Raw genomic sequence first — 19,901 nt, 5'->3', positions numbered from 1 at the left:
ACCCGTCAGTAATAACCACAATAGCCTTTACAGCCGGTATAAATGATTAAATCTGTTATAAGGCACTCTTAAGAAAGCCCTTTCTGCAGCATTTGTGCCAGCCATGAAAGCTTTTCTTCATAATTAGGAAAACGCCCAAAGAGTATAACATCCATTTCAAAGCTTCTAAAAGCTGTTTGCAGCGTTTCAGCTAAGAAAGCGCGATCCTCATCATTTAGTGGTTTAATATCCTCATTTTCAATTGCCCAGGATATAATGTTTCCTATGAGCAACAATTCTTCATTCATCATACATCTTGTTTGTATGATGATCAAACTTGGGTCTGCTTTTAAATCATTTACCAGTAATTCATAATTAACTACCAGCGCTCTGATTTTTTCCAGCTTTCGGCGAAAATATTGTTCAATGTTGGCTGAAAGCGAGCGTCGTTTACTGATCACTTCAGCGCAATCATTGAGTATGGATGCCATGGTTTTTGCACACATGGCGTTCAACACCTCTGCCTTGTTATCAAAGTATTTATAAACGGTACTGCGCACTTTGCCCGCTTCTTTTGAAATATCCTGCATGGTTACCTTGGTGTAACCATATTTTTTAAAAGCGCTTATCGCCCCCTCAATAATTTCTTCCTTCACACCATCAATTACCACCTCGCGCTCCTCCTTTATAATTTCTTTCTCCATAATGATCACTCGTCTTAACAGCTATTACAAAAATGATAAAAAAATCGACAGCACAAAACTAATTAAACAAAAAGACATTTATTGTTATTTTGTATTTTTGTTTTCAAAAATATTCATATGTTTGCAGCGAAAAATATCAAAAGGCGTAATTTTTATGTATACAAAAAATCAATAAATGACTCTATGAATTGGCTTATCAATCGTAATACGATGATTAATATGGGTTTTATCCTTGCAGCGCTGGGGGTAAGTAGCTGTAGTCATCAAAAAAACACAAAGAGTGGTCCGGACACTATCGCGGTATCAGTTACTAACCTTGATAGATCAGGCGCCGGTGGGTTACGGCAAGTTAATTATGACGGTACGCTGCAAGCCGACAAGACGATCGATCTTAGTTTCCAGGTATCCGGCACCATTACATCGTTTCCGGTAAAAGCAGGCGACCATGTCAATAAAGGGCAGTTGATTGCTCAGGTGGATGAAACTACCTATCGTAACCAGTACAACGCGCAGCTGGCCCAGGCTAAGCTGGCCGGGGAGAACTATCGAAGATTGGAAGAGGTATACCGTAAGGGTAGTATTGCCGAGATAAAGATGCTTGAAGCACGATCAAACTATGAGCAGGCTACATCTGCGGCTAAGGCCACTTATCAAAATATTGCGCATACGCACCTATATGCGCCGGCATCTGGTTATATCGGTGGGAAAATGGTGGAAGCAGGCGGGGTGGCTAACCCCGGGCAACCTGTAGCCCAGTTATTGGACACCAGAACCATGCAGGTGCTGGTAGCTGTTCCGGAAAGCGAGGTTAACCATTTTCCGGTGGGTACGGCTGCCAAGGTAACCATTGATGCTATTGCGGGGCAGGTGTTCGAGGGGAAAATATCCGAAGTTGGCGTTATGGCGGTTAATGGTTCGGCCAACTACAATGTAAAGATCAAACTTACTAATGCCAACAGTATGTTAAAACCGGGCATGCTAACCAAAGTGACCTTTGGAACGCCCGGTATAGCTGCACGTGGCACGGATAGCAGTACTGTAACCGTACCCGTGCAGGCGGTTCAGGTGGATGAGAAAGGGAACCAGTTTATTTATCTGTTGGGTGCCGGCAACAAAGCGCAACGCCGTAAAGTAGCTACGGGTAAGCTTTACAGCAACGGTATAGCGATTACAGAAGGACTCAAAGGCGATGAACGCATCATTACGTCCGGGTACCAGAAACTTTCTGATCAGAGTCCTGTAACCGTAATTAATCAATAGGCCGGTATGAAAGAGGAAAAAGGAAGTATGATTGACTGGGCCATGAAATATCATGTGCTGCCGGTTGCGCTTGCCGTTATTTTATTTGTGGTGGGTATCTCGGCACTTTTTAACATGCCGCGTAATGAGTTTCCTGATTTTACTATCAGGCAGGGCGTGATCATCGGGGTGTATCCTGGTGCTTCTGCCAAACAGGTTGAAGAGCAGCTCACCAAAAAAGTAGAGGAATACCTTTTTAGCAATAACGAGGTTGATAAAACCAAAACCTATTCCTACTCGCGCGATGGCATGATGTATATATTCGTTGAGGTTTCGGACAAATACAACGATGTTCAAAGCAAGGCCTTCTGGAACAAGATCAAGAATGGCATGTTCATTTTACAGGCGCAATTACCTAAAGAAGTACGCGGGTTTTATGTAAATAGCGATTTTGGCAGTACCTCGGCGTTATTAATGGCGGTTGAATCTAAAAGCCGCCCTTACAAGGACCTGCTAAATAATGTAGAATACATTGAGTCGCAATTGCGCCATGTTAAAGATGTAGCCAAGATCACCCATACCGGCGACCTTAACGAGCAGATAGCGGTATATGTTGATAACAATAAGCTGCAGCAGCAGGGCATATCAGTGAGCGCCATTATGCAGGTGCTGCAGAACGCCGGAGCTATAGACCCTGCCGGTACCGAAAAGGGTAACGTGATTGACAGGCCTATACACCTGAGCACCTTTTACCAAACCGAAGGTGACCTGGCCGAACAGATCATTCGCCGGGATGATAAAGGTAACACCGTTAGGCTGAGAGATGTAGCCTCGATTAAGCGGGAGTACCAGGAGCCGGAGAGCTATGTTACTGCTAATGGAACCAAGTCCATCATTATCTCGCTGGAAATGGTTAGCGGAAAAAATATCGTACATTTTGGTAAAGAGCTGGAGAAGCGGCTTGATGTTGTTCGTGAGCATTTGCCCGAAGATATTAAGATGGTAAAGCTGGCTAACCAGCCCGAGGTGGTTGACGAGTCTATTACCCACTTCATGAAAGAGTTTGCGTTTGCATTGGTGGGGGTGGTTATTGTAGCGCTGTTGCTATTGCCTTTCCGTGTAGCTGCCGTTGCTGCCGCAACCATCCCCATTACTATTGCTGCCACGCTGGCCATTATGTATCTGTTCGGGATAGAACTTGATACGGTAACATTAGCTGCATTGATCGTAGTGCTGGGTATAGTGGTGGATGACCCGATCGTGGTGATAGACAATCACATCGAGAAACTGGATCATGGTATGTCTGTTTGGGACGCCGCGAAAAGCAGCGCGTCTGAATTGTTCCCCTCGGTATTTACGGCTACCCTGGCTATATCTGCCACATTTGTGCCGCTCATGTTCTTCATGACGGGGATCGCGAAAGACTTTATCAGCGTTTTTCCTATCACCATCATTATCGCGTTGACACTATCATTGGTCATCTCCATGATGCTGGTGCCATTCTTTAATACACTTTTTATAAAAAAGGGCCTGATACATGGTGAGAAGAAGAATGACAAAAAATCCTTTTTAGATCGTCTGCAGGATTTCTTTAATAAACACATCGGCAATGCCATGCGCCATTACAGGCTTACCGTATTATTCGCGGCATTATCTGTTGTAATAGGTATCATCTTTATGGGCTTATTGCCACAACAATTATTCCCGAAGGTTGAACGTAACCAGTTCGCGATAGAGGTTTACCTGCCCAGTGGTTACAGCCTTTCACAAACAGATAGTGTGGTAAAAGGGATGGAGAAAATATTGGCGAAGGACAAGCGTATCATCAATTACACCAGTTTTATAGGCTCCAGCTCGCCACGTTTCCATATGGTATACGCGCCTAACCTGGCAGCCAGAAACTATGCGCAGATATTGGTAAACACCACAACGGAAAGCGCTACGGAAGAAGTAATTAAAGAATACATTCCAAAATATAGCGAGCATTTTCCGTCTGCATTTGTGCGCATGAAACAGTTAAACATGGTTAACGCGCAGGCACCTATAGAGGTACGTATTTCTGGTGATAGCATTGCGGACCTGAAAAAAGTAGCAGCACAGGTAATGGCTATTGGCAGGCAGCACAAAGAGGTGAACTGGGTACGTACCGATTATGATGATATGCAGCAAGGCTTGTATATTGATGTAAAAGCAGCAGAAGCTGCCCGGCTGGGTATCAGTAAAAATGATATTGCCAACACCATTGCTGCCCAAACTACCGGTATAAAAGCAACCCAGCTTTGGGATGGCACTTATCCTATAGACGTAGAGATCAAAACCCCGCAGCAGGTAAGGATGGATGTGGAACGATTGGATGAGCTCAATATCATATCGCCAAAAACAAACGCGGCAGTGCCGTTAAGGCAGGTGGTAAACATCAGGCCTGATTGGAACGAAGGGCAGATCGTACGCCGTAACAGCATCCGTACGCTTACCGTAAGGATGGATGTTACACCGGATGCGGTAGCCAATGGTGTATTGGCCGATCTGCAGCCTGGTATACAAAAGATTAAGCTGCCTGAGGGTGTGGAGATCACCTATGGTGGCGAACTTGAGTTGCAAAACGAGAATATGGGCCCTATGGGTATGGCGCTTGGCATGAGTATCATCTTGATCTTCCTGATCCTTCTGTGGCACTTTAAGCATCTGAAGCACGCGGTATTGAGTATTACCACTATGCCACTAAGTATTCTTGGAGCGTCTTTCGGGCTCATGTTGACCGGTTACCCTTTCGGCTTCACTTCGTTTTTGGGGCTGCTGGCGCTTTGCGGAATTGTGGTACGTAACGGTGTGATCCTGATAGATTTTGCCGAAGAATTGCGTCACCGCGAGGGAGCCTCTGTATTTGAAGCTGCCAGGCTTTCGGCCGAACGCCGCATGAGGCCGATATTCCTTACCTCATCGGCAGCTGCCGTTGGTGTAATACCCATGATCATCAGCCGGTCTTCGCTATGGGGGCCTTTAGGTACCGTGATATGTTTCGGTTTACTGGTTTCTATGCTGCTTACACTATTCGCTTTACCTACTATGTACTGGCTGTTCTTTCGAAAGGAAGATGGGCAACCGGCCCAAACTAAAACAAGCCTTAACGCTTAACGAACCGCTATGAAAAAATATATTTTAGCATTGATCATAACCTTTAGCGGCCTTCGTGCTATTGCTCAGCAACACGTTATTTCGCTTGAAGCGAGTAAAGAGGCCGCGCTATCTTATAGCAATACACTAAAGAACGGGCAATTGCGTATTGAGTCGGCAAAGGCCGGTGTTGCCGCGGCCAAGTCAGATTACCTGCCATCAGTAAGCGCTACAGGTGTAGGATTGCTGGGGTTTAAAGACTTTGTATCTGCCATGCCGCCATTGCTGTCAAAAGGGATCAATAATTTTTATTTACTTGGGGTTACCGGCATGCAGCCACTTTATACAGGCGGAAAGATCAAGACCGGCAACGAATTGGCTGCCCTGCAATTAGAGGTTACCCGTATTCGTATGCAGCAGTCAACAGATTCGGTACTTTTGCTTACCGAACAAAAATACTGGAACCTGGTAAGCCTGCAGGAACAGCAAAAAACAGTAGCCGCTAACGAAGTATTGTTGAACGGACTGTTAAAAATGCAGAAAGACATGCTGGCTTCCGGGCTCATCGCACGGAACGACCTGCTTAAAGTTAAGGTGCAGCTTAGCCAGCTAATGGTTCAAAAAAGTAAGCTGCAAAACGGTAACAGGGTGGCCCTGCTCGATTTTTCTATGTATACAGGTATACCCTTTGATTCGTTAATGACGATGAGGGATACTCTGGATAAACAGCATTTACCCACACTGCCTGGCCTCTCTCCTGATACGCTCCTGGCCAGGAACCTGGATTACCAATTATTACGCAAACGCATAGACGCGCAAGCGCTGCAGACACGGCTGGCCAAAGGGGATAACCTTCCGAGCGTTTCAGTAGGTGTAAGCGCGTCACAGGCGGGTTCGTTCAATAACGGCCTGGGCAGTTCATTCGTGCCCGCGGGCCTGGTTACGGTTAGCATTCCTATATCAAGTGGCTTATGGGGGCGCGGGAAGCAAAAAGTGAGGCAGGAGAAGTTAAATGAAGCCATTGCCGCTAATGACCTGCATGATGCGCAAAACCAGATCAGGCTGGGTATTACCCGCTATTGGTATGAGTTAAAGGATCAGCTTACACAGATCAGATACGCGCAGGAGAACGTGAAGCTCGCGGATGAAAACTTAAAGGTAAACAGGGACAATTATAAGGCCGGGCTGGCACCCGTTACAGATGTGCTGGATGCACAAGCCGGTTACCAGCAGGCAGTGGGTGTGCTTACCACCGCTTATACGGATTATAACGACAGGTTGGCGGTATACCGGTATATGACAGCATCGGGCGATAATCATCAGAAATGACCCTTAATTGATGGGTTGATCGGCCGGTTATCTTATTCCGGCAACAAAATTAAGCCAAATAACCAATAGCAGGTTAAAGACCTGCGCATGATAAACCTAAATAAATGAATTGGATCTATGGCACAACAAAAAAACATCGAATATACCGGTGAGGAACTGAAAGATCACATCATTTCCCATGCGATCAGGCTGATCAACCGGTATGGATTTGAACATTTGACCATGGCGAAGATTTGCATGGCCGCGAATTGTAATAAAGGCATGGTCCTGTCGTGCTTTGATAATTTGAGGACCATCCTGGAGGCCAGCCTTGCGGCCAGTTTTGATCATTTTATCCAGAACATCACCTTGCAGCTAAAATATCCCGAAAAAAATAGAGATGCGGCTATGGAGATCTGGCACCAGATGGTAGTATATACCATCAACTATCCCGATCACGCTAACGCTTTGGCCCAATACCTCAATAGCGCCTATATATTCAGGATAGATTATTTGAGAGACCGGCTAAACAGGGTGCTGGGTAGCGCTTATGACAGGATTGGAAAGGACATATCTGTCAGAAAAGGGCAAAATATCAAATTTGTTATCTCATTATACCTATACCGGTCTGCTAACCATTTTGTATCTCATGTTTATCGAGCCACCGCCAATACATCGGAATTAGAGCAAAACTACTTTTCAAAATATGTAGCTCCGGATATAACGAAGAAATTATCGCTTCCGATATCTTAGTACTGATTACTCCACCACTTTAACGCGTACTGGCTAAAACCAAAGGATGAGCATTAGGTTAATGTCGTGGCTAATTTGTGAACCATATTGATGTATGGATAGTAATTGATGAGTTCAAGAATGTATTAACCTTTTAATACTAAAAGCCCGTTTCCATGCGAGATACGGGCTTTTTGTTTTTCTGGTGGTTCATTTAGTTAAATCATAACTAATTTCCCCCCCTTTTTTAGGAATTAAACCCCCTGTCTGAACAATTAAGAAATTCTAACTTAGCGCTTCAGTATTACCACCTCTGTTGGTTGGTATTGCAGTTTTTGATTATGATGAAGATCAGGCAAAATGGGCTATTGCCAGCTTAATAATAAATAGCAATAACTTTTAACTTAATAACATGCGTATCCAGGTCCTGTTTGTTTTTCTTTTTATCGCCATCCGTTTTGTCTTTATATCTCCTGATTCGAAAGCACAAAATGGTCCGGAAAAGATTTCCATTTATGCAAAAGCAGGTCGGGCATCGCTAAACTTTAATCGTGATTGGAAATTCGATCTGGGTGACCAGGTAAATGGTGCTTCTAATAAATATAATGATAGCGGATGGTCTACAGTTGGTTTGCCACACTCTTTCAGTATTCCATATTTTATGTCTACCGAATTTTACATTGGCTACGGCTGGTATCGTAAACATTTTTCATTGGAAAACGATTTAGCAAATAAAAAGGCTTACCTGGATTTCGAAGGCGTTTTTCAGGAGGCCGAAATATTCGTGAACGGGCAAAAGATGGGAAGTCATAAGGGCGGATATACAGGTTTCCGGATTGATATTTCAGGTGCTTTAAAAAAGGGCGATAACCTTGTTGCTGTCCGAGTGAATAATGTATGGAATGCTGCATTGGCGCCGCGTGCCGGCGAACATGTTTTTTCCGGAGGTATTTATAGAGATGTGAAGCTGGTAATAGTAAACCCTGTGCATATTGATTGGTATGGGTCTTTTATAACCACACCACTGGTAAACAAAAAAACAGCGTCTGTTAAGGTACAAACTGATGTTGCCAATACTGAAAAGCGCGCAGTATCAATTGAAGTACAAACTGTTGTACTTTCTCCAAGTGGTAAAACTGTTGGATCAGCTTCTTACAAAGGCGAATTAAATGCCGGTACCTCGCAAAACGTTGAGCAAAATATTCCTAATATTTCCAACCCCAGGTTGTGGCATCCCGATCACCCATATTTGTATACTTTAATAACCAAGATTTATCGGTCAGGGAAGCAGGTTGACGAAACCCAACAGCATTTTGGAATAAGAAGTATTAGGTGGACCGCTGATAGCGGCTTTTTTCTGAATGGTAAACATTTTTACATTCGTGGAATCAACGTTCATCAGGATCATGCTGGCTGGGGAGATGCAGTAACTAATACCGGATTTGTTCGGGACGTGCAAATGATGAAAGACGCCGGGTTCAATTTTATAAGAGGATCGCATTATCCGCATGATCCGGCGTTTGCCGAGGCATGCGATAAAATCGGCATGCTATTATGGTCAGAAAATAATTTCTGGGGTATAGGAGGCAGTGACAATACGCCCGAGGGTTATTGGAATTCAAGTGCCTATCCTACCCATCCTGCCGATAGTGCTGCCTTTAACGCGTCTGCAATACAAGAATTGAAGGAGATGATTCACATTTACCGTAATCATCCATCAATTATTGCTTGGAGTGTATCTAACGAGCCTTTTTTTACTGCGCAGCAAACAGTGGAAGCTATGCGAAATCTTTTGAAAAAGCTTGTGGCAACCGTTCACAAAGCTGATCCGAGCCGACCTGCTGCAATAGGCGGTGCTCAGCGACCTTTGGACAGCCTACGGATAGATATATTAGGTGATGTTGCCGGATATAATGGTGATGGAAGCATCATTGAGTTGTTTAGGAACCCTGGGGTAGCTAATATTGTATCTGAGTATGGCAGCACATCCACAGATCGCCCTGGAAAATACGAGCCGGGTTGGGGCGACTTATCTGTCGATAATGGACAGGAAACTTATGCCTGGAGAAGCGGGCAGGCGATGTGGTGTGGGTATGACCACGGTTCGATAGCCGGATTAGCTCTTTCCAAAATGGGTATCGTTGACTATTTCAGGATACCGAAGCGCGCGTGGTATTGGTATAGGAACGAGTACAAACATATTCCCCCGCCTGTCTGGCCCGAGCATGGAAAGCCGGTTGCGCTTAAGCTGCAGGCAGATAAACTAACCGCCAATACCGATGGGACGGACGATATTAAACTAACCGTAAGCGTTTTAGATGAAAGTGGTAAGCTGATCAGTAATAGTCCCGATGTGCAACTTGAGGTGATATCAGGGCCAGGTGAATTTCCGACGGGGCCTTCTATATTATTTTCTGGTGCAAGTGATATCAGGATCATGGATGGGCAGGCGGCGATTGAATATCGTTCCTGGTTTTCAGGAAAGTCTGTGGTAAAGGCAACTTCACCAGGCTTAAAACCGGCCATCATCGAGATTGATTTTAAAGGTAATATCCCATTCATTGATGGAGTAACGCCCAAAGCCAGTTCCAGGCCATATACACGTTTTTCAAGCATTGCTAAATCAGAAGAATTACGGGTCTTTGGTCGCAATAATCCTACTTTTTCCAGTAGTTCAGCCGCCAATCATATTAGCGGTTATGCCGCAGACGGGCATGCAGATACTTGGTGGCTACCTGTGCCGTCAGACGCCAAACCCTATTGGATCCTGGATACTGAAAAAGGTTTGGAGATCAAAGAGGTTGATATCTCGTTTCCAAAGCCTGATATTTATCAATACATCGTAGAAACAAGTGATGACAGAAAGAACTGGTATTTGCTGAAAGATTTTACTCGGAATTCCGAGAAAAAGACTAAATCTACGATTACGCTGGAAGGTATTCATGCAAGAGCAATTCGGATCAGTTTTATTGATTCCGAACACGCTGGTCTATCTGAGGTTAGAGTTACCGGAAAGGTTTTGAAGTAATTTCATCATTTTAAAAGCCCGTTTCAATGCGAAATACGGGCTTTTACTTTATTCTGGTATGAAAATCAGCGGAGAGAGAGGGATTCGAACCCTCGATACGCTTTTGACGTATACACACTTTCCAGGCGTGCTCTTTCGACCACTCAGACACCTCTCCGTTTATGCATTTATCAGGGTTTGCAAAGGTATAATATTATCGCAAAAAAAAGCGGGCCTTTTCAGGTGCCCGCTTTCTACGAAAACTTTAACTCACAAAAACTAAACTTATATGCTGTTATTACTAACTATATAATAGAGTATAATAATATTTAAAGGTTTAATGCTATGGTAAAAAAATGTGATGTTTACACATATATATCTGATAAAGCTTATGTTTGCTCCCAAATACAAGGCCAGCCATCTGCATGCTGAACATCAACGAAATTAAAAAACCTATTGCCGCGGAAATTGATGTTTTTGAGGGAAAGTTTAAAGCCTCAATGCGGAGCTCTGTGCCCCTGCTTGACCGTATAACCCATTATATTGTTAAGCGCAAGGGCAAGCAGATAAGGCCCATGTTCGTATTTTTTTCGGCGAGTATTAGCGGGGGCATCAACGAGGCTACTCATAGGGGCGCGGCTCTCGTAGAGCTGCTGCACACTGCCACGCTGGTACATGATGACGTGGTTGACAACTCTTACCAGCGCCGTGGCTTTTTCTCTATTAATGCGCTCTGGAAAAATAAGATAGCCGTACTGGTGGGCGATTACCTGTTAAGCAAGGGTTTATTGCTTTCGGTTGATAATGGCGATTTTGGTTTATTAAAGATCGTGTCAGAAGCGGTAAAGCAAATGAGCGAGGGCGAATTACTACAGGTAGAGAAAGCACGGAGGATGGATGTAAGTGAGGAAATATACTACGAGGTGATACGACAAAAAACCGCTTCGCTCATTGCCTCATGCTGTGCCTGTGGCGCGGCCTCGGCCGGTGCTGATGAGGCCACAGTGGAAAAAATGCGCATGTTTGGTGAGAAGATAGGTATCGCTTTCCAGATAAAAGACGATATGTTTGATTTTGGAACCGACGATGTAGGCAAACCCCTGGGTATTGATATTAAGGAAAAGAAGGTTACGCTGCCACTCATTTACGTGCTAAATCATGCGGAAAGCAGCGAAAAAAAGCGCATGGTGAGCCTGGTGAAAAACCATAACGACGACCCTAAAAAGATCGCGGAGATCATCAGCTTCGTTAAGAGTAACGGTGGTTTACAGTATGCCCAAACCCAAATGGAAAAATACCAACAGGCGGCTTTTGATATCCTAAACACTTTTCCACCTTCTGAAGCACGAACAGGTCTTGAGCAATTGGTGCGATATACTACGGAAAGGAATAAATAAGTTATTCAAGGCAAAGTTAAAAACTCTGTCATTTCGAGCGGCAGCGAAGAATCTAAACTGCGTTAGTTTTTAATTACCCGTCATTGCCAGGAGCGACAGCAACGTGGCAATCCTCCATAGGCATAACCGCTCTGTAAATTGGGGATTGCCACGCTTCCGCTCGCAACGACGCATAGGGTTACCTCGTATTATTAAGTGCCGCTTGATGTATTGAATTAATTCGGCATGATGGGTTTATACTAATCTTTCGCAAAGATTACTAACTTCGTAAATATGCATTTCCCCGACCTCAACTTTCCAAAATTTGGCATTTTTGATGTGCTGGATATACTGCTGGTGGCTTTTCTCATTTACCAGTTGTATAACCTCATCAGGGGCACCATAGCGGCAAATATCTTTATCGGGTTTATTACCATATACCTGGTTTACCGCATTGTTGACGCACTGCATATGCAAATGCTATCAGGCATCCTCAGCAAGTTCGCGGATGTGGGCATTATTGCCATCATTATTGTTTTTCAGCAGGAAGTAAGGCGTTTCCTGCTGTTGGTAGGTAAAAATGCATCGCTCCAGCGCAATAAAGCCTGGTGGAAATATTTCTTTGGAAAAGCAGAGGTCGAAAAAAACAACTACGCGCGCATAAAACCGATTATTGACGCGTGTAAAAGCATGAAGCAAACCCGCACCGGAGCGCTGATTGTTTTTGCCAAATACTACGATGAGCAGTTTTACCAGAACAGCTGCGAAGTGCTGGATGCGCGTATATCCAAACGTGTACTGGAAAGTATCTTTCAAAAAAACAGCCCTCTGCATGATGGGGCCGTAGTAATATCCGAGAACAAGATCAAATCTGCCAGCTGTATCTTACCAGTAACCGAAAAGTCCGACCTGCCGGCACAATTTGGTTTGCGCCACCGGGCAGGGATAGGTGTTACCGAAGCCAATGATGCCACGGCGATCATCGTATCTGAAGAAACCGGCGAGATCTCATACGCTAAGCAGGGCCGCATTAAAATGGATATCAGCTTTGCCGAACTGGAAAAACTACTGAATAAGGATTTTTAAGGCTTTACTACCACACTATCCCTTTTCAGTAAAGGCTTTACCTGATAACCGGCTACCGGCATTTTTGAGTTACCACCTATTTTCACCACCGGCATTTTCGACTGTCCCTTTAAAACCGCTACCGGCATATGGTCGATATTGCTTTTTACAGCGGGTTGTGTATAAAGGGAGCGGTTAATATTATTATAAATTTTGTTATTGATGGCATCATTTAACGTCAATAGCAGGTCATTAGGTACTGGTTTGGATAGCTTGGCTAAAGAGGTATCTGCTTTTACTACACCGTTTATATTTCCCGTGTTGCCATTTAAGGGTGAGTTTTGCGCCCTGGCCATATTTACCGCGGCAAGACAGATAGCCGCTATCAATAATTTTTTCATACGTTTTAATTTTTGACAATACTAATATAAGGCTGCATAGCATTGATGCGTATTCAGTGGGAGCACAAAAAGTGTTAAATCAGCTTATTTAACATTTATGGTATTAAAACAACGAAAGCCGCTCTGTATCGAGCGGCTTTCGTTAAATATGCGGATATACCTATTAGTTGGCTGGAGCGTTCATCTCGGCAACAGCTTTGTCGATCATGGCGTTTGAGGCGGTGTCGCCTGCTTTATTGCGGGCATCTTTAATGCCGTTAAGCACCATGGCTATTTGCGGGCCAACGCCGTATTTTTTGTATTTGTTACCAAAATCTACAATAGAGCTGATACCCTGCTCTACGCTGCTTTGGTTTTTAAGGCGGCCAATCATATCAGCATAGCTGCGTATGATGTTGAATTGCTCTTGTGGCTGCCCGTTTTTAAAGGCGTCGTAAACAAACGGCCATTGTTCGTCGCTGCCGCTGTTGGCATAGGTTTTCAGTACGGCATCTTTCAGTGCGCCGTCGCTGTCTTTTTCGTATGTTTTAGCCATTGCTAAAGCGTTAGGCGCGTCAATTAACGAAAGGGCGGTTAATGATGCGCCCTGTACCGCGTACGACTGGCTGTTAAGCCCCTGTTTAAACAGGTTGGTATTGCCTGATGCTTTTAATTTGCCTAACGCGGTAATAGCGGCGGCTTTTACCAGGTTATTTGGGTCTGTCTGGGCCAGTTTTGACAGGATAGGCTGGGCGGCGTTGCGCACATCGTCATTAGTCAGATCGGCCGCTTTAATAGCTTTAACCTGTAACTCCCAGTATTTATCATTAAGCGCGGCAATAATTACTTTGCGGGCAGCAGCATTGCTGTTTTGCGATTTGGCAGCGGCAGTAATGGCTTCAAAACGGTCTAAGTATAAAGGCGCATTAAAGTACTGGAACGCGAACTCATCCAGGGTCTTGTTATCGGTTTTTTTGGCCAATAGCATTTTGTCGCCATCAACATTTACCAAGCTTGGTTTAACTGCCGATTTGAACACCAGGCTATCCACCTTGTTCCGCATCCAGAAAGTTTTGCGCTCTTTTTTACCACCGGCATAAACATCTATCGCCATCGGCAGGATAAAGGCGTTGCCATCCTGGGTTTGGTTAAGGATAACGGTTTCTGTTTTAGTGGCGTCATCCCATTTGTAATTAATATTAAGGATCGGGTTGCCCGCGCCGTAATACCATTGGTTAAAGAACCAGTTAAGGTCGCGGCCGCTGGCTTCTTCCAATGCTAAACGCAGTTGTTGTGCCTCACCGTTTTTTAAGGCGTTTGTTTTCAGGTAGATGTTAAGGCCTTTGTAAAACGCTTCCCTACCCAGGTAGTTGCGCAGCATGTAGAGTATGCTGCCCCCTTTTTGGTAAGTAACGGCATCAAACATGTCTTCTTTATCGTGGTAATGGAAACGTACCAGGTCTTTGGTGCGCAGGTCAGGCTGGCTTAAATAAGCTTGCCTGTCGCCATTGATATGCGCGTCGCCGGCTTCTTGTCCGTATTTGTGTTCTGCCCACAGGGTTTCGCTAAAGTCCGCGAATGATTCATTTACGGTAAGGTTGCTCCAGCTTTCGCAGGTCACATAGTCGCCAAACCACTGGTGGAATAACTCGTGTACAATAGTGCTGCGGCCCTGGCCGTAATAATCATCCAGCAATTCGCGTTTGGTGGCCTGCACGTATTCGCCATGCAAGGTAGCGGAGGTATTTTCCATAGCGCCGCTCACGTAATCGCGCACCACGATCTGCGAATATTTATTCCATGGGTAATCAATACCCAATGTTTTCGAATAAAAGTCTATCACTTCAGGCGTAAAGCCAAAAATGTCTTTGGCGTAAGGGGCGTATTTAGGCTCCAGGTAATAGCTCACCTCTTTACCTTTCCAGGTATCTTTAGTGATCTTGAAATCGCCCACGGCCATCATAAACAAATAAGGCGAGTGTGGCAGTTCCATTTTCCAGGTATCTGTACGGGTGCCATCGCCATTTACTTTTTGCGAAGCCAGGCGGCCGTTAGATAAAGTCACATATTTGGCCGGTACCGTCATGCTGATCTCGTCAGTTGTTTTCTGGTTAGGCTTATCAATGGTAGGGAACCAAACCGATGAACCTTCGGTTTCGCCCTGTGTCCATATCTGGGTTGGTTTATCTTTCTCGGTGCCATCGGGGTTTATAAAATATAAACCTTTGGCATCGGTAATGGCCAGGCTGCCCTGTGCCTTGTATTCATTTGGCTTGGCCGTGTAATCAACATATACGGTATAGTTCTCGTTGTTACGGTAGGTGCGATCAAGTTTTATCTTAACCACCATGCCATCATAAGTAAATTTCAAAGGCGTGTTTTTGCCATTTTTCACTATGGCAATAGTTTTTAAGTCCATGCCTTTGGCATCCAGCGAAAGCGAATCGGTGGGGTAAAAATGCGGCTTTATGGTAACCCATTCTTTACCATACAGGTAACGCTTCTTGTAATCAAAGCGTACATCCAGCTTGGTGTGTACCAGGTCGTTGTACTTGGTAGGCGTTTCGCGGTAGATCTTCATGGCAGGGTCGTCCTGTTTGGGGGCGGCCTGCTGTGCGGTAGCGTTTAAGGCAAAAAGGCCCATACTGCCAATGAGGGCGGCAGCGTAAAGAGTTTTCATATGTGTTAATAGTTTAATGATATGCATGCATAATAAAGCTAAAGTATAGCTTTTATATTGATTTAAGACGGTGGAAATATAATTATGTTACAGGGAATGTAAGCAAAGTAACAAGCCTGTTATAAATTAACTAAATGTTCAATTTTAAACTGTAAATGCTAAATTAGCCTTACCAGTTATTCCTTTTTAACAACCATCCAAACAGGTTATCGCTATGGAACGCAGACAGTTTATCCAAAACATGGCCGTTGCCGGCACTACATTTATGTTGGGCAGCCATACGGCTATCGCCGGTATATATAAAGGTTCGCCCGCTAAAAAAGTGGTGCTTGGCGTAATGGGGGTAAACAGCCGTGGCGCTTTCCTCGCACAGAAATTTGCAGGACTAAGCGATGTAGAGATCAGCTACATATGCGATGTGGATAGCAATGCCATGAACAAGTGTATTGCCGAGATTGAAAAGATAACCGGTAAGAGGCCTAAAGGCATAACCGATGTGCGGCAGCTACTGGAAAAGAAAGACCTTGACGCATTGGTAATTGCCGCGCCCGACCACTGGCATGCCCCGGCTACCATCCTGGCCTGCCAGGCAGGTAAGCATGTATATGTTGAAAAGCCTTGCAGCCATAACCCGCATGAGGGTGAGCTGGCTATACAAGCAGCCGCCAAATACAATCGACTGGTACAGATGGGCAGCCAGCGTCGCTCGTTCAGTAACGTGCAGAAAATGGTGCAGGAACTGCACAGTGGTATTATTGGGCGGGCTTATTTCGCGCGTGGATGGTATGTTAACAACCGTAAATCCATCGGCATTGGTAAAGCCGCGCCGGTTCCCGCCAACCTTAATTATGACCTTTGGCAGGGCTATGCGCCACGCAGACCCTACAAGGATAACCTGATCCATTACAACTGGCACTGGTTCTGGCACTGGGGTACCGGCGAGGCGCTCAATAACGGCACGCACGAAATTGATGTAATGCGCTGGGGGCTTGGCGCCGATTTCCCTAACCGGGTGACCTCCGGCGGCGGCCGTTTCGCTTTTAAGGACGACTGGGAAACCCCCGATACGCAAACCATCGTAGTGAATTTCCCTAATGATACCTCCCTTTCATGGGAAGGGCGAAGCTGTAATCCTTTTAATTCCGAAGGAGTTGGCAGGGGAGTAGTTTTCTACGGCGACCACGGTACTATTAATTACGGTGGCGGTAATGGCTACCAGGTATTTGACATGGATAATAAGCTGGTAAAAGAAGTGAAGGACGAAACGCCGGTTGATGCCTCCAACAAAGTAAGCCCTACCGAAATGCTGGATCGTGTGCATCTGCAGAACTTCGTGAACGCTATTCGTGGAGATGAGCAATTAAATCAAACCATCATCAACGGGCATAAATCTACGCTGGTACCGCAATTAGGCAATATCGCGCAAAGAGTTGGCCGCGTGCTCAATATCGACCCAAAGAACGGCCATATCCTGCATGATGCGGAAGCCGCCAAACTCTGGAGCCGCGAATACCAGCCCGGTTGGGACCTTAAAGTTTAAAATTATCTTTTCACCATATGAAGAACCTTAAAACTTACCTGATGCTTGCCGTATTGGCCGCGGCTGCAAACAATGCCGCCGCGCAAACAGGCTTTAACAGCCTGTTCGATGGCAAAACCCTCAAAGGCTGGAAAATACTGGCCGGCAAAGCCGAATACAAAGTAGAAAATGGCGGTATAACCGGTACCGCTGTGCTCAATAGCGGTAACACCTTTTTAGTAACCGAAAAGGAATATGGCGATTTTATACTGGAACTGGATGTGAAGACGGAGAGCACGCTCACCAACTCCGGTATACAGGTGCGCAGCCATTATGACCCTGCCGGGCACGAAGGCAAGGGAAAGGTTTATGGCAAACAGTGCGAAATTGACCCCAGCGACCGTAAATGGACCGGCGGAATTTATGACGAAGGCCGTCGCGACTGGCTGTACCCTCTCGAACTGCATGCCCAAGCCAAAGATGCCTGGAAGAACGGGCAATTTAATCACGTAAAAGTGGAGTGTATAGGTAATAGCATGAAAACCTGGATCAACGGCGTTGCTGCGGCTTACGTGGTAGATACGCTTGATGCCCAAGGATTTATAGGTTTGCAGGTGCACGCTATTGATAATGAGGCGCAGGCAGGTAAGAAGATATTCTTTAAAAACATCAGAATTAAAACCACAGGTTTGCAGCCACAGGCATTTGCGAAAGGTGTATATGTTGCCAACCTACAATCGAACAGTTTAACGCCTTACGAAAAGGGTGACGGCTGGAAATTGCTGTTCGATGGAAAGAGCAACGCTGGCTGGCATAGTGCTTCGTCATCAACATTTCCTACAAAAGGCTGGAAGATAGAGGGAGGTAAGCTGTCGGTTATTGGCGCTACCGGCGGTGAGGCTACCAATGGCGGCGATATAGTGACCGATAAGTTGTATGGAGCCTTTGATCTGTCATTTGAGTTTAGGATGAGCAGGGGGGCTAACAGTGGTGTTAAGTATTTTGTCACGCTGGACGAGAAAACCAAAGGATCGGCCATTGGACTGGAGTACCAGGTACTGGATGATGCTGTACACCCCGATGCCAAACTGGGTCGCGATGGTGACCGCACCCTGGCATCGTTATATGACCTCATTACCGCCAAAAAGCAACCGCGCTTTGTGCACCCTATTGGCGACTGGAACACCGGCCGCATTATTGTTTACCCCAATAATCACGTGGAGCATTACCTCAACGGTATAAAAGTGCTGGAATATGAACGCGGCTCAAAAGAATTTCGCGACCTGGTAGCTATCAGCAAATACAAGATCTGGAAAGATTTCGGCGAAGCCAAAGAAGGCCACATCCTCCTGCAAGACCACGGCTTTGATGTGGATTTCAGGAGTTTGAAGATAAAGGAGTTGAAGTGATAAGAAGAATATTTTGATTATAATAATTCTATAAAATCAGACACATTTTCCCAATGTTTTTTTAATTGGGTTATTTTTTCTTCGGAAGATTTAGACCAACGATTTCTGGAGTAATTTTTATCCAATAGATCTAAAACTAATTTGACTGCACCCGTTTTAGTGATGTTCGGTAGAAACTTTAGAATTTCCGGAATGGCATATTTAGCTAAGCTCAATTTTTGATTAAGCTTAGAGATGCTATAAATATCATTTTGATAAAGTTCATTTGCAAGTATTTTACAGGCTCCTTCAGGGGGCTCTTTAACGTCAAATAAACAATCCATGTCTTTCAAGAATAGTTCTAATTCTTGATGATCAATAACATCTGGTATCAGCGTTTTGTCATCAATCAAGGACTCGAAAGAGCGATCAAATAGGCTTTCAAAAAGACGCTCAGCATTTATTATAAAGAGCATACGATTTGTGTTTAAAAAGAAATTTTCAAGATAATGTAAATGTGGCCTGCCATCTGTACGTAGCCAGTCTCCTTTTGTCGTGTCGTTTGTTAAGAAGATTATATTTTTTTTCTTCTCTATCGCGTATTTCATCAGTTCATGATAAATAATGAAATCTCCTGTTGGATCATCTTTGTCGCCTTTTTCTGCACAACCAGGAAACGAGGTCAAATTATAAGATTCATTTGGAGCCGTTTTGTACGATGGAAGAAGTTTATGATAATGCTCTTTTATAGTTTTAACGTAAGAAACGTCTAAACTATCCAACAATTCTACTTGAGCTAAGACATCAAGGGAGCTATCGTCATGTAATAGTGATGATGCTGTTCCCTTCTTGTCATTTACGCTTTCTTGAATTTCTTTTAATAATTCTGATAACATAGAATGCAGCGATTCCAGATTCTTTCCGATATGTGGATAATCTTCTAACTTTAACTTATTTGAATTAATAAATGATTTCAACTTATTGACAACATTATTATTGAAGTCTTTTGGTAGCTGTTCAGATACATCTTTCTGAAATGTATTTATGACTTTTTCGCGATTTTTTATAAACTCATACTGTATCTGTCCGGTTAGTACTATGCGAGATTTATAATTATCTAAAAACTGTTCGACTTTTTCTCTCGCTATAAATGATATTTCATAGAAGCCTAAAATCACACTTGTGTCTAAAAAAATTGGAGTATCTCCACCCAATTTAAGTACATCATCAATTGAGTTTTTATATTCTTTTAGCACATGATAGTGAGAAGTGAGATTTTGCTTGAACTGTTTATCAAGAAAAAGAGTCTCATTAGGAGTGAAAATTTTATCAGCCATTTGAATAAAGTGAACTAAATATAGCTAAAAACCAACAAAAAAGGGATACGGCCTTAAACCACATCCCTTTTTA

The 19,901-nt window shown here is 44.3% G+C and carries 13 protein-coding genes and 1 tRNA gene; 9 read left to right on the top strand and 5 right to left on the bottom strand.

Annotation, left to right across the window (positions count from 1 at the left end; genetic code table 11):
* Nucleotides 1–68: 68 nt before the first annotated feature.
* Nucleotides 69–683, bottom strand: coding sequence for a TetR/AcrR family transcriptional regulator (locus tag CKK33_RS00475; protein ID WP_095702215.1), 615 nt, complete (start codon nucleotides 681–683; stop codon nucleotides 69–71).
* A 183-nt stretch (nucleotides 684–866) separates the two neighbouring features.
* Between CKK33_RS00475 and CKK33_RS00470 the strand changes: the two genes are divergently transcribed.
* From CKK33_RS00470 to CKK33_RS00450, 5 genes are all read left to right on the top strand, one after another.
* Nucleotides 867–1,943 carry an efflux RND transporter periplasmic adaptor subunit gene (locus CKK33_RS00470; RefSeq protein ID WP_233138115.1) on the top strand — a complete coding sequence of 359 codons (1,077 nt, stop codon included), beginning with the start codon at nucleotides 867–869 and terminating at the stop codon, nucleotides 1,941–1,943.
* A 6-nt stretch (nucleotides 1,944–1,949) separates the two neighbouring features.
* Nucleotides 1,950–5,057, top strand: a complete 3,108-nt coding sequence (locus tag CKK33_RS00465; protein WP_095702214.1) for an efflux RND transporter permease subunit — start codon at nucleotides 1,950–1,952, stop codon at nucleotides 5,055–5,057.
* Between the two features lie 9 nt (nucleotides 5,058–5,066).
* Entirely contained in the window at nucleotides 5,067–6,365 is a 1,299-nt protein-coding gene (locus tag CKK33_RS00460; protein WP_095702213.1) for a TolC family protein, read from the top strand.
* Between the two features lie 117 nt (nucleotides 6,366–6,482).
* Nucleotides 6,483–7,097, top strand: coding sequence for a TetR/AcrR family transcriptional regulator (locus CKK33_RS00455; protein WP_095702212.1), 615 nt, complete (start codon nucleotides 6,483–6,485; stop codon nucleotides 7,095–7,097).
* A 391-nt stretch (nucleotides 7,098–7,488) separates the two neighbouring features.
* The gene (locus CKK33_RS00450; protein ID WP_095702211.1) at nucleotides 7,489–10,104 is read left to right on the top strand and encodes a glycoside hydrolase family 2 TIM barrel-domain containing protein; all 2,616 of its coding nucleotides are present in this window, start codon (nucleotides 7,489–7,491) and stop codon (nucleotides 10,102–10,104) included.
* 69 nt (nucleotides 10,105–10,173) lie between these two features.
* Here the strand turns inward: CKK33_RS00450 and CKK33_RS00445 are convergent.
* Nucleotides 10,174–10,261: transfer RNA gene (locus tag CKK33_RS00445), tRNA-Ser, on the bottom strand.
* A gap of 247 nt (nucleotides 10,262–10,508) precedes the next feature.
* Between CKK33_RS00445 and CKK33_RS00440 the strand changes: the two genes are divergently transcribed.
* Nucleotides 10,509–11,480 (top strand): polyprenyl synthetase family protein, encoded by a 972-nt coding sequence (locus CKK33_RS00440; RefSeq protein WP_095702210.1) that lies wholly within the window; start codon nucleotides 10,509–10,511, stop codon nucleotides 11,478–11,480.
* 273 nt (nucleotides 11,481–11,753) lie between these two features.
* Nucleotides 11,754–12,545: a diadenylate cyclase CdaA gene (gene cdaA / locus CKK33_RS00435; RefSeq protein WP_095702209.1), complete on the top strand. Its 792-nt coding sequence runs from the start codon at nucleotides 11,754–11,756 to the stop codon at nucleotides 12,543–12,545.
* On the opposite strand, the gene CKK33_RS00430 is transcribed toward cdaA, so the two are convergent.
* Nucleotides 12,542–12,925, bottom strand: coding sequence for a hypothetical protein (locus tag CKK33_RS00430; RefSeq protein ID WP_095702208.1), 384 nt, complete (start codon nucleotides 12,923–12,925; stop codon nucleotides 12,542–12,544). The genes cdaA and CKK33_RS00430 overlap by 4 nt on opposite strands.
* A 163-nt stretch (nucleotides 12,926–13,088) precedes the next feature.
* Nucleotides 13,089–15,584, bottom strand: a complete 2,496-nt coding sequence (locus CKK33_RS00425) for a M1 family metallopeptidase (protein WP_198952427.1) — start codon at nucleotides 15,582–15,584, stop codon at nucleotides 13,089–13,091.
* A 214-nt stretch (nucleotides 15,585–15,798) separates the two neighbouring features.
* Here CKK33_RS00425 and CKK33_RS00420 point away from each other — a divergent pair, with 214 nt between their 5' ends.
* Nucleotides 15,799–17,124 (top strand): Gfo/Idh/MocA family protein, encoded by a 1,326-nt coding sequence (locus tag CKK33_RS00420; protein ID WP_095702207.1) that lies wholly within the window; start codon nucleotides 15,799–15,801, stop codon nucleotides 17,122–17,124.
* A 17-nt stretch (nucleotides 17,125–17,141) separates the two neighbouring features.
* Nucleotides 17,142–18,512 carry a DUF1080 domain-containing protein gene (locus tag CKK33_RS00415; protein WP_095702206.1) on the top strand — a complete coding sequence of 457 codons (1,371 nt, stop codon included), beginning with the start codon at nucleotides 17,142–17,144 and terminating at the stop codon, nucleotides 18,510–18,512.
* A 17-nt stretch (nucleotides 18,513–18,529) separates the two neighbouring features.
* On the opposite strand, the gene CKK33_RS00410 is transcribed toward CKK33_RS00415, so the two are convergent.
* On the bottom strand, nucleotides 18,530–19,828 hold the full coding sequence (locus tag CKK33_RS00410; protein ID WP_095702205.1) for a PIN-like domain-containing protein: 1,299 nt from the start codon (nucleotides 19,826–19,828) through the stop codon (nucleotides 18,530–18,532).
* Nucleotides 19,829–19,901 lie beyond the last annotated feature (73 nt).

The sequence above is a fragment of the Mucilaginibacter sp. MD40 genome, assembly GCF_002288635.1.
Lineage (GTDB): Bacteria > Bacteroidota > Bacteroidia > Sphingobacteriales > Sphingobacteriaceae > Mucilaginibacter.
This window is presented reverse-complemented; position numbering and strand designations above follow the sequence as displayed.

Bases quoted from the DNA above. Each gene is read 5' to 3' on its own strand.
- CKK33_RS00475 (WP_095702215.1), bottom strand. From the start codon at position 683: ATGGAGAAAGAAATTATAAAGGAGGAGCGCGAGGTGGTAATTGATGGT.
- CKK33_RS00470 (WP_233138115.1), top strand. From the start codon at position 867: ATGAATTGGCTTATCAATCGTAATACGATGATTAATATGGGTTTTATC.
- CKK33_RS00465 (WP_095702214.1), top strand. From the start codon at position 1,950: ATGAAAGAGGAAAAAGGAAGTATGATTGACTGGGCCATGAAATATCAT.
- CKK33_RS00460 (WP_095702213.1), top strand. From the start codon at position 5,067: ATGAAAAAATATATTTTAGCATTGATCATAACCTTTAGCGGCCTTCGT.
- CKK33_RS00455 (WP_095702212.1), top strand. From the start codon at position 6,483: ATGGCACAACAAAAAAACATCGAATATACCGGTGAGGAACTGAAAGAT.
- CKK33_RS00450 (WP_095702211.1), top strand. From the start codon at position 7,489: ATGCGTATCCAGGTCCTGTTTGTTTTTCTTTTTATCGCCATCCGTTTT.
- CKK33_RS00440 (WP_095702210.1), top strand. From the start codon at position 10,509: ATGCTGAACATCAACGAAATTAAAAAACCTATTGCCGCGGAAATTGAT.
- cdaA (WP_095702209.1), top strand. From the start codon at position 11,754: ATGCATTTCCCCGACCTCAACTTTCCAAAATTTGGCATTTTTGATGTG.
- CKK33_RS00430 (WP_095702208.1), bottom strand. From the start codon at position 12,925: ATGAAAAAATTATTGATAGCGGCTATCTGTCTTGCCGCGGTAAATATG.
- CKK33_RS00425 (WP_198952427.1), bottom strand. From the start codon at position 15,584: ATGAAAACTCTTTACGCTGCCGCCCTCATTGGCAGTATGGGCCTTTTT.
- CKK33_RS00420 (WP_095702207.1), top strand. From the start codon at position 15,799: ATGGAACGCAGACAGTTTATCCAAAACATGGCCGTTGCCGGCACTACA.
- CKK33_RS00415 (WP_095702206.1), top strand. From the start codon at position 17,142: ATGAAGAACCTTAAAACTTACCTGATGCTTGCCGTATTGGCCGCGGCT.
- CKK33_RS00410 (WP_095702205.1), bottom strand. From the start codon at position 19,828: ATGGCTGATAAAATTTTCACTCCTAATGAGACTCTTTTTCTTGATAAA.